The sequence below is a fragment of the Acinetobacter sp. LF10 genome (genome assembly GCF_048585715.1).
In the GTDB taxonomy this organism is placed as follows: Bacteria; Pseudomonadota; Gammaproteobacteria; order Pseudomonadales; family Moraxellaceae; genus Acinetobacter.
The window spans coordinates 593,306-610,390 of record NZ_CP184160.1; the positions used below are offsets into that span (position 1 = coordinate 593,306).

Genomic DNA, 17,085 nt, shown 5'->3' on the forward strand with positions numbered 1-17,085 from the left:
ATAAAGCCTATTAAATCATGATCCTACAAAACATACATTTATGAAAATTGACTATAACAGTCAAAGTGATGCCATATGAGGATAAATTGAACAAAAGTGTGCTCAGATAAAACGATTATTTTTAATAATTGATAAGTTTACGATGCTGCATCAATGGCATTGCTAGTCGAATATTATTTTGTTCTGCTAGGTCAAATGAAGATGTAATTAAACCATGTCCTTCGGCCGTAATCATTTCTAATAGTTGCCCTCGGCTATTTGTAATTCCTGCATGACCCCAAGTTTGACGCTGTTCACCATGCCAGCCTTGCTGAGCTGCACCAAGCACATAACATTGGCTATCCATTGCACGTGCTTGTAATAGTAATTGCCAATGAAGTTGTCCTGTGGTGTAAGTAAATGCAGCAGGTGCAGTTAAAATATTTGCCCCTTGCTGACGTAACATTAGAGCAAGTTCTGGAAAGCGTAAGTCGTAACACACCATCAGACCAATATTGCCAAACGGTGTTTTGGCAACAACGACTTTATCGCCTGCTTCAAAGAATTTTGACTCTTGATAGCCACCTACAGCATCACTGACCTGAACGTCAAATAAATGGATTTTGTCATAACGCGCTTCAGTTCTTTCAGGGCTAATGCATAAACTGACGGTTCGAACTCGACCATCATCAATGATTGAACCATCAGGACGAAACGGGCAAGGGAGAGTACCCGCGATAATCCAAATTTGATAACGATGAGCGAGTTGTTCTAAACGCTGTTGAATGCTCTCGAATTGCGCAGCAGTTTCACGCTGTTTTCCTGCTGCAAAACAAACAAAATTTTCTGGAAAAACAATTAACTCCGCCGCTTGAGCCTTACTTTGCTGAATCAATGATTCAATGACAAGGAAATTTGCTTCAATGTCATTTTGAGAATTCATTTGTACAACAGAAAGTAAGGTCATATCGGCATCAAGATTGGGTTTTCAACAATTATGCATTTTGTTTTTGTGAATCAAGAGATAAGCACTCTTGTTCTTTTTGCAATTGCTTCACAAGAGGCTCAAACATATTTTGGTTGTTTTCATTTAAACGCATCAATGTTTTGTGTGCATCAAGTACAGTATTGAGCATTGCACTATGTGTTACATGCTCTTCAGTCAGTTCTAAAGTGCATACACTTGGATCACCGCAGTAATTTAAAATTACAAATACCTGACCTAGCCCCATACTATTGGCTAAGGTGGTGATATCTGGATTTGTCGAAAGCATAACAGCTTGAATATGATGAACTTGTTTAAGCTTAAGACCTAGTTTTGCAAGTACACCCAAGACCGTGCTGTCAATAAATGTAGTTTCAGTTAAATCAACAATTGCACCGACAACATTCTGTTGCTGTTCAATTTTGTTGAGTAACTTGTCTAAACTTATACAAGAGTGAGCGCGCACTTCGCCAATAAGCTTGAAAATATGCGTTCCGTTCAAACTTGCATATTCAACATGACCTGTTGACATATAAATGCCATTTTCAGAGAAAGGATATAAAATTATCCCATAGTGATATTCTAGACACAAGTGGTTGGATGCTGTGATCTAATTAAAATATTGATTTTAGGGTTAATTCATTCGGCATATGCTTAAAATAGCAATGTCATCAGCAACATGATCTGGTGCTTTGAAAGCGTCATGCTGAAGATGTTCGACCAATTGATTAAATTGATCATTCAAACCGCCATCAAATGGTTCAAGTGCACCATCAGAACATAATATAAAACGAGCATTACGACTCAATGTACAACAATGTTCTTCAACTTCTAGCTCTTCAGTAAGACCTAATGGAAAGCTACTTGTTGTAAGGATTTGTGGAGGTTGGTTGGGCTCAAAAATAATTGGAGGAGGGTAGTGACCAGCGCTAGACCAACATACTTCATGGGTTGATAAGTTTAATATTCCTGCAACCATAGTAATATGCTTTTCAATATTTTCTTGTACTAACATTGCATTTAGTTTTTGAATCAATTGACTAGGTGTTTTTGATCGGCCATGAAATGCCGCCATCCAAGATGTCAGTAAACTACTTGTTACCCCATGACCTGAAACATCTGCTAAATAAAACAAGACTTCATCATCATTTAACCTCCAGTAATCATACCAATCTCCTGACAGATAAGCGGATGGCTGAAAAAATGATTCAAATTGATAGTTTGGTAATTCGATCGGGTTTGGTAATAATCTTTTTTGTAGTTCTGCGGCAGAAGGTAAATCTCTACTATCTTGATTACGTTTATATTGAGCATCGATTTTAAACAATGAATGAACAGGATTTTTGGGTAATTCACTCCAAATCCATCCTGCCAACGCACCCATTTCCCATGCTTGAGCTAATGCAGTTCCTTCATGTTCAAAAGCAAGAACAATTGTAGGCAATTTCCATTGGTATTTTAAAAAATCTTGTACATCGGCAATAGCAATTATCGTTTGATCATACAAATCTAAATCATCAATATGAATGATTTGTAAACTCGGTAACTCATTTAGTGCTTGGTCTAAATAAGATATTGAGCGTGTGGGTTGAATAAAATACATAGATAAGTAGCCGACCTTTTGTATTTGTATGATCATTTTTTAATTCATCATAGATGAAATATGATGAAAAACATAGTATTGCTAAAACTTTAAATTAATACATAAGTCTATCATTTAAAGTTCCTCAGAGATTATTTGTCATCACCTGATTGATCGTTATTGTCATTTTCGTCACTTACAAATGAAACATCTGCCGAATCTCCATGCTTTTCAGCAATTTGGAAGGCTTTACGTTGTAAGTAAAAATCACGGATCATTGAATATTTATCACCTTTTAAGCTTTCTTCAATATCCAAAATTTGTGAGCGAGCATCAATTGCTTGTAATAAATTAGTAGACCAATAAATACCTTCTTGATCATCTAATAAATATTTTTGTGGGCGACCAAAACGATCTGTTGCTAAACCAAAACCGTCACGGAATGTGCTTGGACCAAAAAATGGCAGCATCACATAAGGACCTGATGGTACACCGTAGTAACCTAAAGTGACGCCAAAACTTTCCTCTTCAGTGGTTAGGCCTAAACGACGAGCAGGATCAGAAAAACCTAGTGTTGTAAGTGTATTAATCGTGAAGCGACCTAATGTCTTGGCAGCGCGAGTTGGTCGTCCTTGGATTAATTGGTTGACTGCATTCCAAGGTTCACCTAGATTTTTTCTAAATTGGCGATAAGGGGTACGGACTTCTTCTGGAACTTTTGCTACATACTGTATTGCAATAGGTTTTAATAAATTACGATCCAAAGCATCATTTAAAGCAAAGATCTGTCTATTTAATGGTTGTAAAGGATCTTTTACAGCATCAGGTTGAGCAGCGTTTGCATTGACCTTTAAATCATTTCTAGTGATATGTTTTAAATCTTTTATGGCTTGAATAGTCGATGTCGATTGTTGATTGTTGGTATTTGCCACTGAGCTTGTTTGAATAGATGGCTCGTTTTGAACTTCTTGTGCTAATACAGGTGAGCATGCTCCAGCGGTTAACAGCCCAAGCAAGATATAATTTGAGTAATGCATATAAGTCCTTCATCGCCATTAGAGCGAAATACAGTCATTAGAATGATTGCGCTGCATGACGCAAAACATAGATATGAGGTATACAGTTTAGTTGTTCTCTTATTATTAAAACAAATTCGGTCGAAAAATATAAGAAAAATTGTGATTTTGGTTTAAAAACGTTCACTTAAATAAAAAGATTAGGAAATGGGGTTGCACCTGATGTGAAATGCTGTAGAATGCACATCCATCGGCGGTGATGCAGATAAAAACTTGTTGAGAAACAAGGATTTGGCTAGAAGGGTTAGATTCTTGGATTGATTGGTAGGTTTAAAAAATATCGAAATTACCTGTTGACTTTAGTTTAAATTAGAGTAACATAGCCGACCTAGCTTGATGATGACGAATCATCGAGAAGATCATTAAGAGAATAGAAGAACAACTTGTGTGGATTTTTACTGGTTGATCAATCGAAAATATTTCATTGATTGAATGGTAGAAATTTCTCGAAGTTTATTTGAGCGAATTTTTAGTCAGAAAATTGATGAGCCAAGATTTGTAGCCATAAGCTACTAATGATTTTAAACTGAAGAGTTTGATCATGGCTCAGATTGAACGCTGGCGGCAGGCTTAACACATGCAAGTCGAGCGGAGATGAGGTGCTTGCACCTTATCTTAGCGGCGGACGGGTGAGTAATGCTTAGGAATCTGCCATTTAGTGGGGGACAACATTCCGAAAGGAATGCTAATACCGCATACGTCCTACGGGAGAAAGCAGGGGATCTTCGGACCTTGCGCTAAATGATGAGCCTAAGTCGGATTAGCTAGTTGGTGGGGTAAAGGCCTACCAAGGCGACGATCTGTAGCGGGTCTGAGAGGATGATCCGCCACACTGGGACTGAGACACGGCCCAGACTCCTACGGGAGGCAGCAGTGGGGAATATTGGACAATGGGCGGAAGCCTGATCCAGCCATGCCGCGTGTGTGAAGAAGGCCTTTTGGTTGTAAAGCACTTTAAGCGAGGAGGAGGCTACTAGTATTAATACTACTGGATAGTGGACGTTACTCGCAGAATAAGCACCGGCTAACTCTGTGCCAGCAGCCGCGGTAATACAGAGGGTGCGAGCGTTAATCGGATTTACTGGGCGTAAAGCGTGCGTAGGCGGCTGATTAAGTCGGATGTGAAATCCCTGAGCTTAACTTAGGAATTGCATTCGATACTGGTCAGCTAGAGTATGGGAGAGGATGGTAGAATTCCAGGTGTAGCGGTGAAATGCGTAGAGATCTGGAGGAATACCGATGGCGAAGGCAGCCATCTGGCCTAATACTGACGCTGAGGTACGAAAGCATGGGGAGCAAACAGGATTAGATACCCTGGTAGTCCATGCCGTAAACGATGTCTACTAGCCGTTGGGGCCTTTGAGGCTTTAGTGGCGCAGCTAACGCGATAAGTAGACCGCCTGGGGAGTACGGTCGCAAGACTAAAACTCAAATGAATTGACGGGGGCCCGCACAAGCGGTGGAGCATGTGGTTTAATTCGATGCAACGCGAAGAACCTTACCTGGCCTTGACATACTAGAAACTTTCCAGAGATGGATTGGTGCCTTCGGGAATCTAGATACAGGTGCTGCATGGCTGTCGTCAGCTCGTGTCGTGAGATGTTGGGTTAAGTCCCGCAACGAGCGCAACCCTTTTCCTTATTTGCCAGCGAGTAATGTCGGGAACTTTAAGGATACTGCCAGTGACAAACTGGAGGAAGGCGGGGACGACGTCAAGTCATCATGGCCCTTACGGCCAGGGCTACACACGTGCTACAATGGTCGGTACAAAGGGTTGCTACCTAGCGATAGGATGCTAATCTCAAAAAGCCGATCGTAGTCCGGATTGGAGTCTGCAACTCGACTCCATGAAGTCGGAATCGCTAGTAATCGCGGATCAGAATGCCGCGGTGAATACGTTCCCGGGCCTTGTACACACCGCCCGTCACACCATGGGAGTTTGTTGCACCAGAAGTAGGTAGTCTAACCGTAAGGAGGACGCTTACCACGGTGTGGCCGATGACTGGGGTGAAGTCGTAACAAGGTAGCCGTAGGGGAACCTGCGGCTGGATCACCTCCTTAACGAAAGATTGACGATCGGTAAGAATCCACAACAAGTTGTTCTTCGAAGATGTATCTGAGGGTCTGTAGCTCAGTTGGTTAGAGCACACGCTTGATAAGCGTGGGGTCACAAGTTCAAGTCTTGTCAGACCCACCAAATCTGAAAGATATATCGTTCATTAAGTGATAAGCTGGGGACTTAGCTTAGTTGGTAGAGCGCCTGCTTTGCACGCAGGAGGTCAGGAGTTCGACTCTCCTAGTCTCCACCATGTACTTTACAGAGTACAAGCTAAGAAGATTATAGAGTTTAGTGAATACAGTCTAATTTGACTGGTTTATTAATCTCTGTGATTTATCACAGTTTACTGCAAGCTGACGAGGCTGTAGTTAATCATTAACAGATTAGAATTTGAGTCTGAAATAAATTGTTCAAACTCGATTAAATAGGAAGATAACAAGTAATTGTTAAATTAATATTTAATCTGAGAACTAGCAAAAACACTGAATCAAGCGTTTTGGTATATGAATTTAGATTGAAGCTGTATGGTGATTAAGTTCACAGACAACGAATAGTAGCAATTAAGTTTGCAACGCTAACACTGACTTGTATGTGTTAACGACTGTTTGGGGTTGTATAGTCAAGTAATTAAGTGCATGTGGTGGATGCCTTGGCAGTCAGAGGCGATGAAAGACGTAATAGCCTGCGATAAGCTCCGGGGAGGCGGCAAATATCCTTTGATCCGGAGATTTCTGAATGGGGGAACCCACCCGCTATAAGGCGGGTATCATAAGCTGAATACATAGGCTTATGAAGCGAACGAGGGGAAGTGAAACATCTCAGTACCCTTAGGAAAAGAAATCAATTGAGATTCCCTTAGTAGCGGCGAGCGAACGGGGAGCAGCCCATTAAGTTGTGTGTGTTTTAGTGGAACGCTCTGGGAAGTGCGAACGTAGAGGGTGATATTCCCGTACACGAAAGGGCACACACAATGATGACGAGTAGGGCGAGGCACGTGAAACCTTGTCTGAATATGGGGGGACCATCCTCCAAGGCTAAATACTCCTGACTGACCGATAGTGAACCAGTACCGTGAGGGAAAGGCGAAAAGAACCCCTGTGAGGGGAGTGAAATAGATCCTGAAACCGCATGCATACAAGCAGTGGGAGCCGACTAGTTCGGTGACTGCGTACCTTTTGTATAATGGGTCAGCGACTTATATTCAGTAGCAAGGTTAACCGAATAGGGGAGCCGTAGAGAAATCGAGTCTTAATAGGGCGTTTAGTTGCTGGGTATAGACCCGAAACCAGGCGATCTATCCATGAGCAGGTTGAAGGTTGGGTAACACTAACTGGAGGACCGAACCCACTGTCGTTGAAAAGCCAGGGGATGACTTGTGGATAGGGGTGAAAGGCTAATCAAGCCTGGTGATAGCTGGTTCTCCCCGAAAGCTATTTAGGTAGCGCCTCGGACGAATACCATTGGGGGTAGAGCACTGTTTCGGCTAGGGGGTCATCCCGACTTACCAAACCGATGCAAACTCCGAATACCAATGAGTACTATCCGGGAGACAGACTGCGGGTGCTAACGTCCGTAGTCAAGAGGAAAACAATCCAGACCGCCAGCTAAGGCCCCAAAATCATAGTTAAGTGGGAAACGATGTGGGAAGGCATAGACAGCTAGGAGGTTGGCTTAGAAGCAGCCACCCTTTAAAGAAAGCGTAATAGCTCACTAGTCGAGTCGGCCTGCGCGGAAGATGTAACGGGGCTAAAACTATGTGCCGAAGCTGCGGATTTGACATTAGTCAAGTGGTAGGGGAGCGTTCTGTAAGCCGATGAAGGTGTATTGAGAAGTATGCTGGAGGTATCAGAAGTGCGAATGCTGACGTGAGTAACGACAAAACGGGTGAAAAACCCGTTCGCTGAAAGACCAAGGGTTCCAGTCCAACGTTAATCGGGGCTGGGTGAGTCGACCCCTAAGGCGAGGCCGAGAGGCGTAGTCGATGGGAAATTGGTTAATATTCCAATACTTCTGTGTAATGCGATGAGAGGACGGAGAAGGTTAAGTCAGCCTGGCGTTGGTTGTCCAGGTGGAAGGTTGTAGGCATGTATCTTAGGCAAATCCGGGGTACTCTATGCTGAGAACTGATAGCAAGCTGTACTTGTACAGTGAAGTGGCTGATACCATGCTTCCAGGAAAAGTCTCTAAGCTTCAGTTACACAGGAATCGTACCCGAAACCGACACAGGTGGTCAGGTCGAGTAGACCAAAGCGCTTGAGAGAACTCTGCTGAAGGAACTAGGCAAAATGGTACCGTAACTTCGGGAGAAGGTACGCTGCTGACGGTGATGGGACTTGCTCCCTGAGCTATTGGCAGCCACAGAAACCAGGCCGCTGCAACTGTTTATTAAAAACATAGCACTCTGCAAACACGAAAGTGGACGTATAGGGTGTGATGCCTGCCCGGTGCTGGAAGGTTAATTGATGGGGTTAGCGTAAGCGAAGCTCTTGATCGAAGCCCCAGTAAACGGCGGCCGTAACTATAACGGTCCTAAGGTAGCGAAATTCCTTGTCGGGTAAGTTCCGACCTGCACGAATGGCATAATGATGGCGGCGCTGTCTCCAGCAGAGGCTCAGTGAAATCGAAATCGCTGTGAAGATGCAGTGTACCCGCGGCTAGACGGAAAGACCCCGTGAACCTTTACTGCAGCTTGACATTGAACTTTGACCTTACTTGTGTAGGATAGGTGGGAGGCTTTGAAGTTGGAACGCTAGTTCCAATGGAGCCGTCCTTGAAATACCACCCTGGTAATGTTGAGGTTCTAACTCTGCCCCGTAATCCGGGGCGAGGACCATGTCTGGTGGGTAGTTTGACTGGGGCGGTCTCCTCCTAAAGAGTAACGGAGGAGTACGAAGGTGCGCTCAGCGTGGTCGGAAATCACGCGTAGAGTATAAAGGCAAAAGCGCGCTTAACTGCGAGACCCACAAGTCGAGCAGGTACGAAAGTAGGTCTTAGTGATCCGGTGGTTCTGTATGGAAGGGCCATCGCTCAACGGATAAAAGGTACTCTGGGGATAACAGGCTGATACCGCCCAAGAGTTCATATCGACGGCGGTGTTTGGCACCTCGATGTCGGCTCATCTCATCCTGGGGCTGAAGCAGGTCCCAAGGGTATGGCTGTTCGCCATTTAAAGAGGTACGCGAGCTGGGTTTAGAACGTCGTGAGACAGTTCGGTCCCTATCTACCGTGGGCGCTGGAAATTTGAGAGGATCTGCTCCTAGTACGAGAGGACCAGAGTGGACGAACCTCTGGTGTACCGGTTGTGACGCCAGTCGCATCGCCGGGTAGCTATGTTCGGAAGGGATAACCGCTGAAAGCATCTAAGCGGGAAGCCTACCTCAAGATAAGATTTCCCTAGGAATTTATTCCTCTAAAGAGCCGTTCGAGACTAGGACGTTGATAGGTTGGGTGTGGAAGCACGGTGACGTGTGAAGCTGACCAATACTAATTGCTCGTGAGGCTTGACTATACAACACCCAAACAGTTGTTGTATTCAAGATAAATTCAATACATAACTTGATTTAGTGTGAAAACTAGTTAAAATGCTGAACACAAAGTTAGACTCAATATCTAATCCGTTAATAACTCATTTGGAAAAAGCCTTGGCATAGATAAGACCAAAGCAAGTATCCATAAACAGTTTGCTGGCGACAATAGCAAGAGTGAACCACCTGATCCCTTCCCGAACTCAGAAGTGAAACCTCTTAGCGCTGATGGTAGTGTGGCGTTTGCCATGTGAGAGTAAGTCATCGCCAGCTTTTAATTCTAAAACACCCCCTCTGCTAATGCAGAGGGGGTGTTTTTTATTGGGTGGGGAAAATAGACTAAAAAATGATAGCGTAGAAAACATCGTAAATTTAGAATTATGGTACATTTAAAAATAAGTATGAGGAAAAGTATCGACATGATGTTTTTAATTTTCACAATATTTTGTGTATGTGTTTTTTATCAAATTTGTGTTTATATTAATCGTAGAGAAAGAATAAAAACCAGAATACCACATAAAAAGAAGGTTGTATTTGAAAGAAGATCCATTCCTCCCATAGATGAAAAAATGCAGTTAGTAAATGAATCAGCAGCAATTAATAATCAAAATTATATAGAAAAAATAGATCAAGTACTTAAAGATTTGGAGGATAAAGGTGAGGTAATACTTATTTCAACTAATCCAAAATATATACCAAAATTTATATTTCATTCAATAGTTGAGGAGGTGTTGAAAGATCGGTACAGTGATTTTTTAATTGAATCTGATATACCTTATTTATTAGAAAGGGTTGCTCAAGAAGTAAGCTTAATATTCTCTGAGGATATAAAAAATGCGGAAAGAATAGCAAATGAGTTTTATCATAAATTATTATATCGCTATACTATGGTTCAGGTTGCAGAGATCATACATCATGAGACTCCTTTTGAGATAGCATTAAGAGCATTCTATAGTATAGAGTTGAAAAATATAGATAATCGAGATTTTAATTATCTGGACTGGAGAAAGCAATACTACATGAAGTTGAGGGGGTGAATCTATTCTTATGTGTCGGTGAAAAAATGTAAGAAAATTATCATTTATTAGCGTATCGATGTTAATTATAATAAATTTATCCTCTTAGCTAAAAGGAGGGTGGGAAAGATATTTATTTTTTACGTTAATTTTAACAATTAAGACACTTTTTGATGAGCTTTATCACCCTACTTACCATCAGAATGAAAAAGAAAAATAGGTAAAGATACCTTTTCTATAGGTTTTTGTATTTTTTTATGCTATAAATCTTCTTGCAGGCATGTTTTTTGCTTGTTTAAAAAGGGGTTTTAGTATGAAGCTATCTGTAGGGTTGAAAGTTGCGAATAGTTTATCGTTAACCCCTCAATTACAGCAGGCAATTCGTTTACTACAACTTTCTAGTTTGGAATTGGAGCAAGAAATACAAATTCAATTAGATAGTAATCCGTTACTGGAAAAAATTGAAGAAAATAATACAACAGAAAGTTTATCTACTTCAGAGATCAATGAGTCAGGAGATTTAACAACTGAACTTAATGCAGACCATTTACCAAATGACTTGCCTGTTGATACCGAATGGGATGATATTTATACACATCAATCAACTGCATTAGCGTCACCAGAATATGAGGAACGAGAGGATAATCGTCAAGTTCAATTGAGCCTAAAAGAACACATTTTAGAGCAAGTAAATTTATTACATTTTTCCACAGTAGATAAATTAATTGCTTATTGCATCGTTGATTCTTTAGATGATAAAGGGTTTTTAGATGCTGAATTAGCTGATATTTTGCTTGCAGTTACTCGGCTATTACAGGAAATGGAGAGTGCTGATGAGGTTGAAGAAGATGAAATTATTGTTGTTTTAAAACATATTCAACGTTTAGATCCAATTGGAGTGGGTTCTCGAAATTTAGCAGAATGTTTAAAGATCCAATTAGAAGTCATAGATCAAAAAAAATCATACTTAGCTGAAGCAAAGTGTTTACTGAAGTATTATGAATTATTAATAGCAAATGATCTAAATAAACTATTAAAACAAACAGGTTTGTCTAAAGAGCAGTTGAAAGGTGCTGTTGATTTATTAAAAACATTAAAACCATATCCAGGATTAGAATTTAGCCAACAAGAATCTGAATATCAAGTTCCTGATGTTGTGGTTTCCAAGAAAGATCAGCATTGGCAAGTCCAGCTTAATCCCGATGTTATGCCTAAATTAAGGATTAATTCTTTTTACTCAAATATGATTCGTCGTGCTGATCAGAGTGATGATAATGTTTATTTACGTAATCAAATGCTTGAGGCGAAAAATTTTATTAAAAGTATAGATGAACGGCATAAAACATTACTCAAAGTTTCAACTTGTATTGTGGAACATCAGCGAGCTTTTCTTGAACAAGGACCTGAGGCGATGAAACCTTTAGTTCTCCGTGATGTTGCGGAGGAAGTTGAATTGCATGAGTCTACTGTTTCACGTGTAACAACCAATAAGTATATGCTTACGCCACGTGGTTTATTTGAATTGAAATACTTTTTTTCAAGCCATGTTGGAACGACGACAGGTGGGGAAGCATCTTCAACTGCGATTCGGGCAATGATTAAAAAATTGGTTTCGAATGAAAATCCGCGTAAGCCTTTGTCTGATAATGCAATTGCGGAAATGTTGAAAGATGAGGGCATTGAAGTAGCTCGACGTACAGTCGCAAAATATCGCGAATCGTTACATATTCCATCGTCTTCAGAAAGAAAAGTCTTGATCTAAATTTCAAGGTGTGACTATTCTAAGCGTTCATTATGACGAAATAATGAATTTTTCAATAATCACTAAAGGAATCGTTCGGATGATTTAATGGATGTTGAATCTTGATATGCATTAAATTTGCTTGGGCGATTCTTTGTATCCTTAGAAAAAGGTGAGGGATAGAATTATGCAAATAACGATTCGTGGACACCATTTAACCATTACGCCTGCTATTGAAGAAAATATAAAAATGAAATTTAGTCAAATGACTAAGCATCTAGATCAAGTGAATAGTATGCAAATCAAATTGGCTAAAGATCATCAAATTGATAGACGTTCTCATAAAGGGAGCTCTAATCATATTGCTGAGGCGATTATTCGCTTACCGGGGATTGAACTGTTTGCGCAGGCGACAGCAGATGATATGTATACTTCGATTAATAAATTAACAGAAAAACTGAAAAGACAGCTTGCAAAACATAGAAAAATACAGTGTTCTTATCAACATGAGCTAGCAATTTTAACTTAAGTTTTTTTATTAAAAGAGGCTTTACAAATAGCCTCTTTTTTTTATCGATAAAAAAAGAAACGGCTTACTGAATTATCTGAAAAAGTTATAGTAAAATGTATGGTTTGACGCCATGGTTGTATAAGAGGTCTAGTAATGAATAGTGAGCAGCTCACGCAAATTTTAAAAGAAGCTTTCCCTGAAGCAGAAGTAGCAGTGAGTGGCCAAGCTGGGAAATTCGACCTTCGAATAGTTGATGATCAGTTTGATGGCAAACGTACGATTACTCGTCAACAAGCCGTATATGCACCATTAAACTCTTATATCGCAAGTGGTGAAGTGCATGCAGTTACGATTCGCGCAATGACAAAAGACGAATGGCGCAAAGCAAGCCTTTTCGGAGCTTAAATATTAATGGATAAATTTTTAATTACGGGCGGTGTTAAGCTCGAAGGCGAAGTACGTATTTCTGGTGCTAAAAATGCAGCTCTGCCTTTACTTGCTGCAATGATTCTTGCAGATTCTCCGATTACTTTAACGAATGTACCTCATTTAAAAGATGTGAACACCTTAGTGAAGCTGATTGCTGGCTTAGGCGTTACAATGAGCTATGAAGGAGATACGGTTCGTGCGGATGCGTCAACATTAGATAATCAGTTTGCACCTTATGAACTTGTGAAAACTATGCGTGCATCAATTTTGGTACTTGGTCCACTATTGGCTCGCTATGGGAATGCTAAAGTTTCATTACCTGGTGGTTGTGCGATTGGTTCACGTCCTGTCGATCAGCATTTAAAAGCATTGGAAGCTTTAGGTGCGCAGATTGAAGTTGAAAATGGTTATGTCCATGCTTCTGTTGATGGTCGCTTAAAAGGTGGCGAAGTTATTTTTGACATGGTCACTGTTGGTGGCACTGAAAATATCTTGATGGCTGCTGTATTGGCTGATGGTGTGACCACGATTCGTAATGCTGCTCGTGAACCTGAAATTACTGACCTTGCACAAATGCTCATTAAAATGGGTGCCAAGATTGAAGGTCTAGACACAGATACATTGGTTGTAACAGGCGTTGAAAGTTTACATGGCTGTGAATATGCGGTTGTTGCTGATCGAATTGAAACTGGTTCATATTTAGCTGCTGCTGCAATTACAGGTGGTCGAGTTAAAACCACGCATACGGACCCAGCATTGTTAGAAGCAGTATTGGATAAGTTTGAAGAAATGGGTGCAGAAGTGACCCGTGGTGATAATTGGATTGAACTAGATATGCAAGGTAAACGTCCTAAAGCTGTGAGCTTTAGAACTTTACCTCATCCCGAATTTCCAACTGATATGCAAGCACAGCTTATGGCGGTCAATGTGATTGGTCGTGGTTTTGCAACGATTTCAGAAACAATTTTTGAAAATCGTTTTATGCATGTTCCTGAATTGTCACGTATGGGCGCAAATATTCAAGTGGAAGGGCATGATGCAGTCATAACTGGTGTAGATAAATTGCAAGCTGCTCCTGTAATGGCGACTGATTTACGTGCATCATTTTCTCTTGTTCTCGCTGCATTAGTCGCAGAAGGGGAAACCTTAGTTGATCGTATCTATCATATCGATCGTGGGTATGAACAAGTTGAAGAAAAGTTACAAAGTTTAGGTGCTCAGATTAAGCGAGTAAAAGGATGAATGACTTAAGAAACGATGATCCAAATTTTGATGTAATGGGTAATTTTGATCATGGTTTAACCTTAGCACTCAGTAAAGGTCGTATCTTAAAAGAGACATTACCTTTACTTGAGAATGCGGGTATTAATTTATTAGAAGATCCTGATAAATCACGTAAATTAATTTTCCCAACTACACATAAAAAAGTACGTATTTTGATTCTTCGTGCTTCTGATGTACCGACGTATGTGGAGAACGGTGCAGCAGATTTTGGTGTAGCGGGTAAAGATGTGCTGATGGAACATGGCGCCCAACATGTGTATGAGTTACTTGATCTAAAAATTGCAAATTGTAAATTGATGACTGCTGGTAAGGTTGGCATGGAACGTCCGAAAGGGCGTTTAAAAATTGCAACTAAATATGTGAATCTTACTCGTCAATACTATGCAAGTTTAGGTGAGCAAGTTGATGTGATCAAACTTTATGGATCTATGGAGCTTGCACCTTTGGTTGGGTTGGGTGATTACATCGTCGATGTGGTTGATACAGGTAATACTTTACGTGCCAATGGTTTAGAGCCATTAGAAGAAATTTGCAAAGTTTCTTCTCGTTTAATTGTCAATAAAGCGAGCTTTAAACGTAAACAAGCCGTGTTAAATCCAATTTTGACGCAACTTGAAGAAGCTGTGAAATCACGTTCAGTATGATTTCGTATGATGATTCAAAAAAACCGTTCTTTTGAACGGTTTTTTTTATCGCTTAATTTTCTGATTAAGGGAAAGAGTGTCTTCCTTTCAGATTTGGCTGTGTGCTAAAAGGGTTTATCGTTTTGTGACTAGAGATAAGAATGAAAACGCCCTTACAGCGTAAACAAGAGTCTATTTTAAAATTACAAGCACAATCTATTCCTTACATCGAGTGGTTGCCGCATATTGAATCGGTTGATGAAGTTATAGCCCGTTCAGTTGAAAGTATTGCCAAACGAGCAATTGCGTGTTTGATCATTATCCAAGTGGCATGTGATTTAAACAATCAGCAATTTGATCAAGAAACTAAAGACTTTATTGTTGATTTGCTAAATAAATTTGAAGTATTTGATGAGCTAACCCTTAAAGAACGAAATATTTTAAATCAAGAAGTTTCTCAACAAGATGTCGTGAATATGATTTGGAAATATGAGGCTTACTGGGTTTTACTTTGGGCACTCGGAATTGTGAAAGAACTCAATTATCCAAATGAAATAGCAGATTGTGATTTTGCAGTTCAGGTGGTTTGTGCTTGTCGCTCATTTGATGAATTTATGCTGCAAGTTGAGTTAAGAAATTTGGATGAAATTTTAGATCAGGCAGATTTGACCTATCGTTATGATTGGGCATGCGTAGATGCTCGTTTAAAACAACAAGATGCGCCTGAAAATTTAAATGCTTCAGTTGTTGTGGAACGTCACGGTGCTTTGAATTGGCTAATACAGCATGATGGAGATTGGGATAATCCAGACTTAAATACATAAAATTTAAAATATTTAAATCTAAAAATGATTTTTCCTATTAAAGCAGGTGGAAATGCCGATGTTATCTTGCCCACAAGCGTGTTGAAAAAGAGTAAACTTAGCCTTCTCTTATTCGCCTTGTGGGTAAATTGATGCGACGTTTATCGACTCAGGATCAAAATTTTAAACAGGCATTTGCTGAACTTTTAGCATTTGAAACTGTGAATGATCCTCAATTAGTACAAACTGTAGACCAAATCATTGCTGATGTTCGTCAGTATGGTGATGATCATGTACTTAAATTAACACAACAGTTCGATCGACATCCAGCGCATCAATTCTCGGATTTGGAACTGACCCAAACTCAACTTAAAACTGCATTTGAAGGCTTAAGCATAGAAATTCGTGAAGCCTTAGAATTGGCTGCAAAACGTATTCGTTCTTTCCATCAGGCACAAAAGCAGGAAGGTTGGACTTATGTTGATGATCTGGGGAATACCTTAGGTCAGAAAGTCACACCACTTGATCGCGTCGGGATTTATGTTCCTGGTGGATTAGCCTCTTATCCATCATCTGTACTTATGAATGCTTTACCAGCACATGTAGCAGGGGTTCCTGAAATTATCATGGTGGTTCCAGCGCCCAATGGTGAATTGAATCCATTGGTGTTAGCAGCTGCATATTTAGCAGGGGTAAGCCGTGTATTTACGATTGGTGGCGCTCAAGCCGTTGCCGCGTTAGCTTATGGAACGCAAACCATTCCAGCTGTCGATAAAATTACAGGACCGGGGAATCGTTTTGTAGCAGCAGCCAAACGTGCAGTCTTTGGTCAGGTAGGTATTGATATGATCGCAGGACCTTCGGAAATTTTGGTATATGCCGAAGGGGAAAATAATGCTGAATGGTTGGCTATGGATGTGTTGTCTCAAGCTGAGCATGATACGGTTGCACAAGCCATTTTTATTACACCAGATGAAGCACTTTTAAATGCTGTCGAAACAGCCATTGAAAAACATTTAAGTGAATTGCCAAAAGCAGAAATTGCTCGAACTTCGATTCAAAATCGTGGTGCATTGGTACTGGTAAAAGATCGTGCGGAAGCGATTAAACTGATTAATCAGGTTGCTCCAGAGCATTTAGAATTATGTCTTGATGATGCTGAATTAATGAGCCAAGAGATTCGTCATGCAGGTGCGATCTTTATGGGGCGTTATACGCCTGAAGCGATCGGTGATTATTGTGCAGGCCCAAATCATGTTTTACCGACTTCGGGTACAGCGCGTTTTTCTTCACCGCTCGGCGTTTATGATTTCCAAAAACGTTCAAGTTTAATTATGTGCTCGCAAGAGGGCGTTAAAACTTTGGCTAAAACAGCAGATGTATTGGCAGTTGAAGAAAATCTTGATGCCCATGCACGCTCGGCACGCTATCGCTATCAATAACCGATTCGAAGAATAGATAGGGGCTGATAGA

At 40.6% G+C, this 17,085-nt stretch carries 12 protein-coding genes, 2 tRNA genes and 3 rRNA genes; 13 read left to right on the forward strand and 4 right to left on the reverse strand.

Annotated features, from left to right (window positions below; all coding sequences use genetic code 11):
• Positions 1–121 precede the first annotated feature (121 nt).
• The 4 genes from ACN19N_RS02845 to ACN19N_RS02860 form a co-directional block, all read right to left on the reverse strand.
• Positions 122–946, reverse strand: coding sequence for a carbon-nitrogen hydrolase family protein (locus ACN19N_RS02845; protein WP_293739776.1), 825 nt, complete (start codon positions 944–946; stop codon positions 122–124).
• Between the two features lie 28 nt (positions 947–974).
• Positions 975–1,496 (reverse strand): STAS domain-containing protein, encoded by a 522-nt coding sequence (gene gigB, locus ACN19N_RS02850; RefSeq protein WP_241336410.1) that lies wholly within the window; start codon positions 1,494–1,496, stop codon positions 975–977.
• 102 nt (positions 1,497–1,598) lie between these two features.
• Positions 1,599–2,567 (reverse strand): RsbU family protein phosphatase GigA, encoded by a 969-nt coding sequence (gigA, locus tag ACN19N_RS02855; protein WP_269230399.1) that lies wholly within the window; start codon positions 2,565–2,567, stop codon positions 1,599–1,601.
• A gap of 131 nt (positions 2,568–2,698) precedes the next feature.
• Positions 2,699–3,583, reverse strand: coding sequence for a VacJ family lipoprotein (locus tag ACN19N_RS02860; protein ID WP_269229636.1), 885 nt, complete (start codon positions 3,581–3,583; stop codon positions 2,699–2,701).
• Between the two features lie 562 nt (positions 3,584–4,145).
• On the opposite strand from ACN19N_RS02860, the gene ACN19N_RS02865 reads away from it, so the two are divergent.
• The 13 genes from ACN19N_RS02865 (at position 4,146) to hisD (ending at position 17,054) form a co-directional block, all read left to right on the forward strand.
• Positions 4,146–5,683 (forward strand): 16S ribosomal RNA (locus ACN19N_RS02865).
• Positions 5,684–5,742: 59 nt separating this feature from the next.
• A tRNA-Ile gene (locus ACN19N_RS02870) sits at positions 5,743–5,819 on the forward strand.
• A 36-nt stretch (positions 5,820–5,855) separates the two neighbouring features.
• Positions 5,856–5,931 (forward strand) — tRNA-Ala (locus tag ACN19N_RS02875).
• Positions 5,932–6,298: 367 nt separating this feature from the next.
• Positions 6,299–9,189: ribosomal RNA gene (locus ACN19N_RS02880) — 23S ribosomal RNA — on the forward strand.
• Positions 9,190–9,363: 174 nt separating this feature from the next.
• Positions 9,364–9,478, forward strand: a 5S ribosomal RNA gene (gene rrf, locus ACN19N_RS02885).
• The 16S, 23S and 5S rRNA genes sit together here with 2 tRNA genes alongside, the layout of an rRNA operon.
• A gap of 146 nt (positions 9,479–9,624) precedes the next feature.
• On the forward strand, positions 9,625–10,242 hold the full coding sequence (locus ACN19N_RS02890; RefSeq protein WP_269229637.1) for a hypothetical protein: 618 nt from the start codon (positions 9,625–9,627) through the stop codon (positions 10,240–10,242).
• 292 nt (positions 10,243–10,534) lie between these two features.
• Positions 10,535–11,983 (forward strand): RNA polymerase factor sigma-54, encoded by a 1,449-nt coding sequence (locus ACN19N_RS02895; protein ID WP_420001931.1) that lies wholly within the window; start codon positions 10,535–10,537, stop codon positions 11,981–11,983.
• Between the two features lie 166 nt (positions 11,984–12,149).
• Positions 12,150–12,491 carry a ribosome hibernation-promoting factor, HPF/YfiA family gene (gene hpf, locus ACN19N_RS02900; protein WP_005158799.1) on the forward strand — a complete coding sequence of 114 codons (342 nt, stop codon included), beginning with the start codon at positions 12,150–12,152 and terminating at the stop codon, positions 12,489–12,491.
• Between the two features lie 135 nt (positions 12,492–12,626).
• Positions 12,627–12,878 carry a BolA family iron metabolism protein IbaG gene (gene ibaG, locus ACN19N_RS02905; protein ID WP_004663844.1) on the forward strand — a complete coding sequence of 84 codons (252 nt, stop codon included), beginning with the start codon at positions 12,627–12,629 and terminating at the stop codon, positions 12,876–12,878.
• Between the two features lie 6 nt (positions 12,879–12,884).
• Positions 12,885–14,144, forward strand: coding sequence for a UDP-N-acetylglucosamine 1-carboxyvinyltransferase (murA, locus tag ACN19N_RS02910; protein ID WP_269229639.1), 1,260 nt, complete (start codon positions 12,885–12,887; stop codon positions 14,142–14,144).
• Positions 14,141–14,830, forward strand: coding sequence for an ATP phosphoribosyltransferase (gene hisG / locus ACN19N_RS02915; protein ID WP_004663840.1), 690 nt, complete (start codon positions 14,141–14,143; stop codon positions 14,828–14,830). Before murA ends, hisG begins: the two co-directional genes overlap by 4 nt.
• A gap of 140 nt (positions 14,831–14,970) precedes the next feature.
• Positions 14,971–15,633 (forward strand): DUF4272 domain-containing protein, encoded by a 663-nt coding sequence (locus ACN19N_RS02920; RefSeq protein ID WP_420001932.1) that lies wholly within the window; start codon positions 14,971–14,973, stop codon positions 15,631–15,633.
• Positions 15,634–15,764: 131 nt separating this feature from the next.
• Positions 15,765–17,054 (forward strand): histidinol dehydrogenase, encoded by a 1,290-nt coding sequence (hisD, locus tag ACN19N_RS02925; RefSeq protein ID WP_420001933.1) that lies wholly within the window; start codon positions 15,765–15,767, stop codon positions 17,052–17,054.
• Positions 17,055–17,085: the final 31 nt, after the last annotated feature.

What these genes read in the sequence shown, in the direction of transcription:
- ACN19N_RS02845 (WP_293739776.1), bottom strand. Translation starts at nt 946, where the DNA reads ATGACCTTACTTTCTGTTGTACAAATGAATTCTCAAAATGACATTGAA.
- gigB (WP_241336410.1), bottom strand. Translation starts at nt 1,496, where the DNA reads ATGTCAACAGGTCATGTTGAATATGCAAGTTTGAACGGAACGCATATT.
- gigA (WP_269230399.1), bottom strand. Translation starts at nt 2,567, where the DNA reads ATGTATTTTATTCAACCCACACGCTCAATATCTTATTTAGACCAAGCA.
- ACN19N_RS02860 (WP_269229636.1), bottom strand. Translation starts at nt 3,583, where the DNA reads ATGCATTACTCAAATTATATCTTGCTTGGGCTGTTAACCGCTGGAGCA.
- ACN19N_RS02890 (WP_269229637.1), top strand. Translation starts at nt 9,625, where the DNA reads ATGATGTTTTTAATTTTCACAATATTTTGTGTATGTGTTTTTTATCAA.
- ACN19N_RS02895 (WP_420001931.1), top strand. Translation starts at nt 10,535, where the DNA reads ATGAAGCTATCTGTAGGGTTGAAAGTTGCGAATAGTTTATCGTTAACC.
- hpf (WP_005158799.1), top strand. Translation starts at nt 12,150, where the DNA reads ATGCAAATAACGATTCGTGGACACCATTTAACCATTACGCCTGCTATT.
- ibaG (WP_004663844.1), top strand. Translation starts at nt 12,627, where the DNA reads ATGAATAGTGAGCAGCTCACGCAAATTTTAAAAGAAGCTTTCCCTGAA.
- murA (WP_269229639.1), top strand. Translation starts at nt 12,885, where the DNA reads ATGGATAAATTTTTAATTACGGGCGGTGTTAAGCTCGAAGGCGAAGTA.
- hisG (WP_004663840.1), top strand. Translation starts at nt 14,141, where the DNA reads ATGAATGACTTAAGAAACGATGATCCAAATTTTGATGTAATGGGTAAT.
- ACN19N_RS02920 (WP_420001932.1), top strand. Translation starts at nt 14,971, where the DNA reads ATGAAAACGCCCTTACAGCGTAAACAAGAGTCTATTTTAAAATTACAA.
- hisD (WP_420001933.1), top strand. Translation starts at nt 15,765, where the DNA reads ATGCGACGTTTATCGACTCAGGATCAAAATTTTAAACAGGCATTTGCT.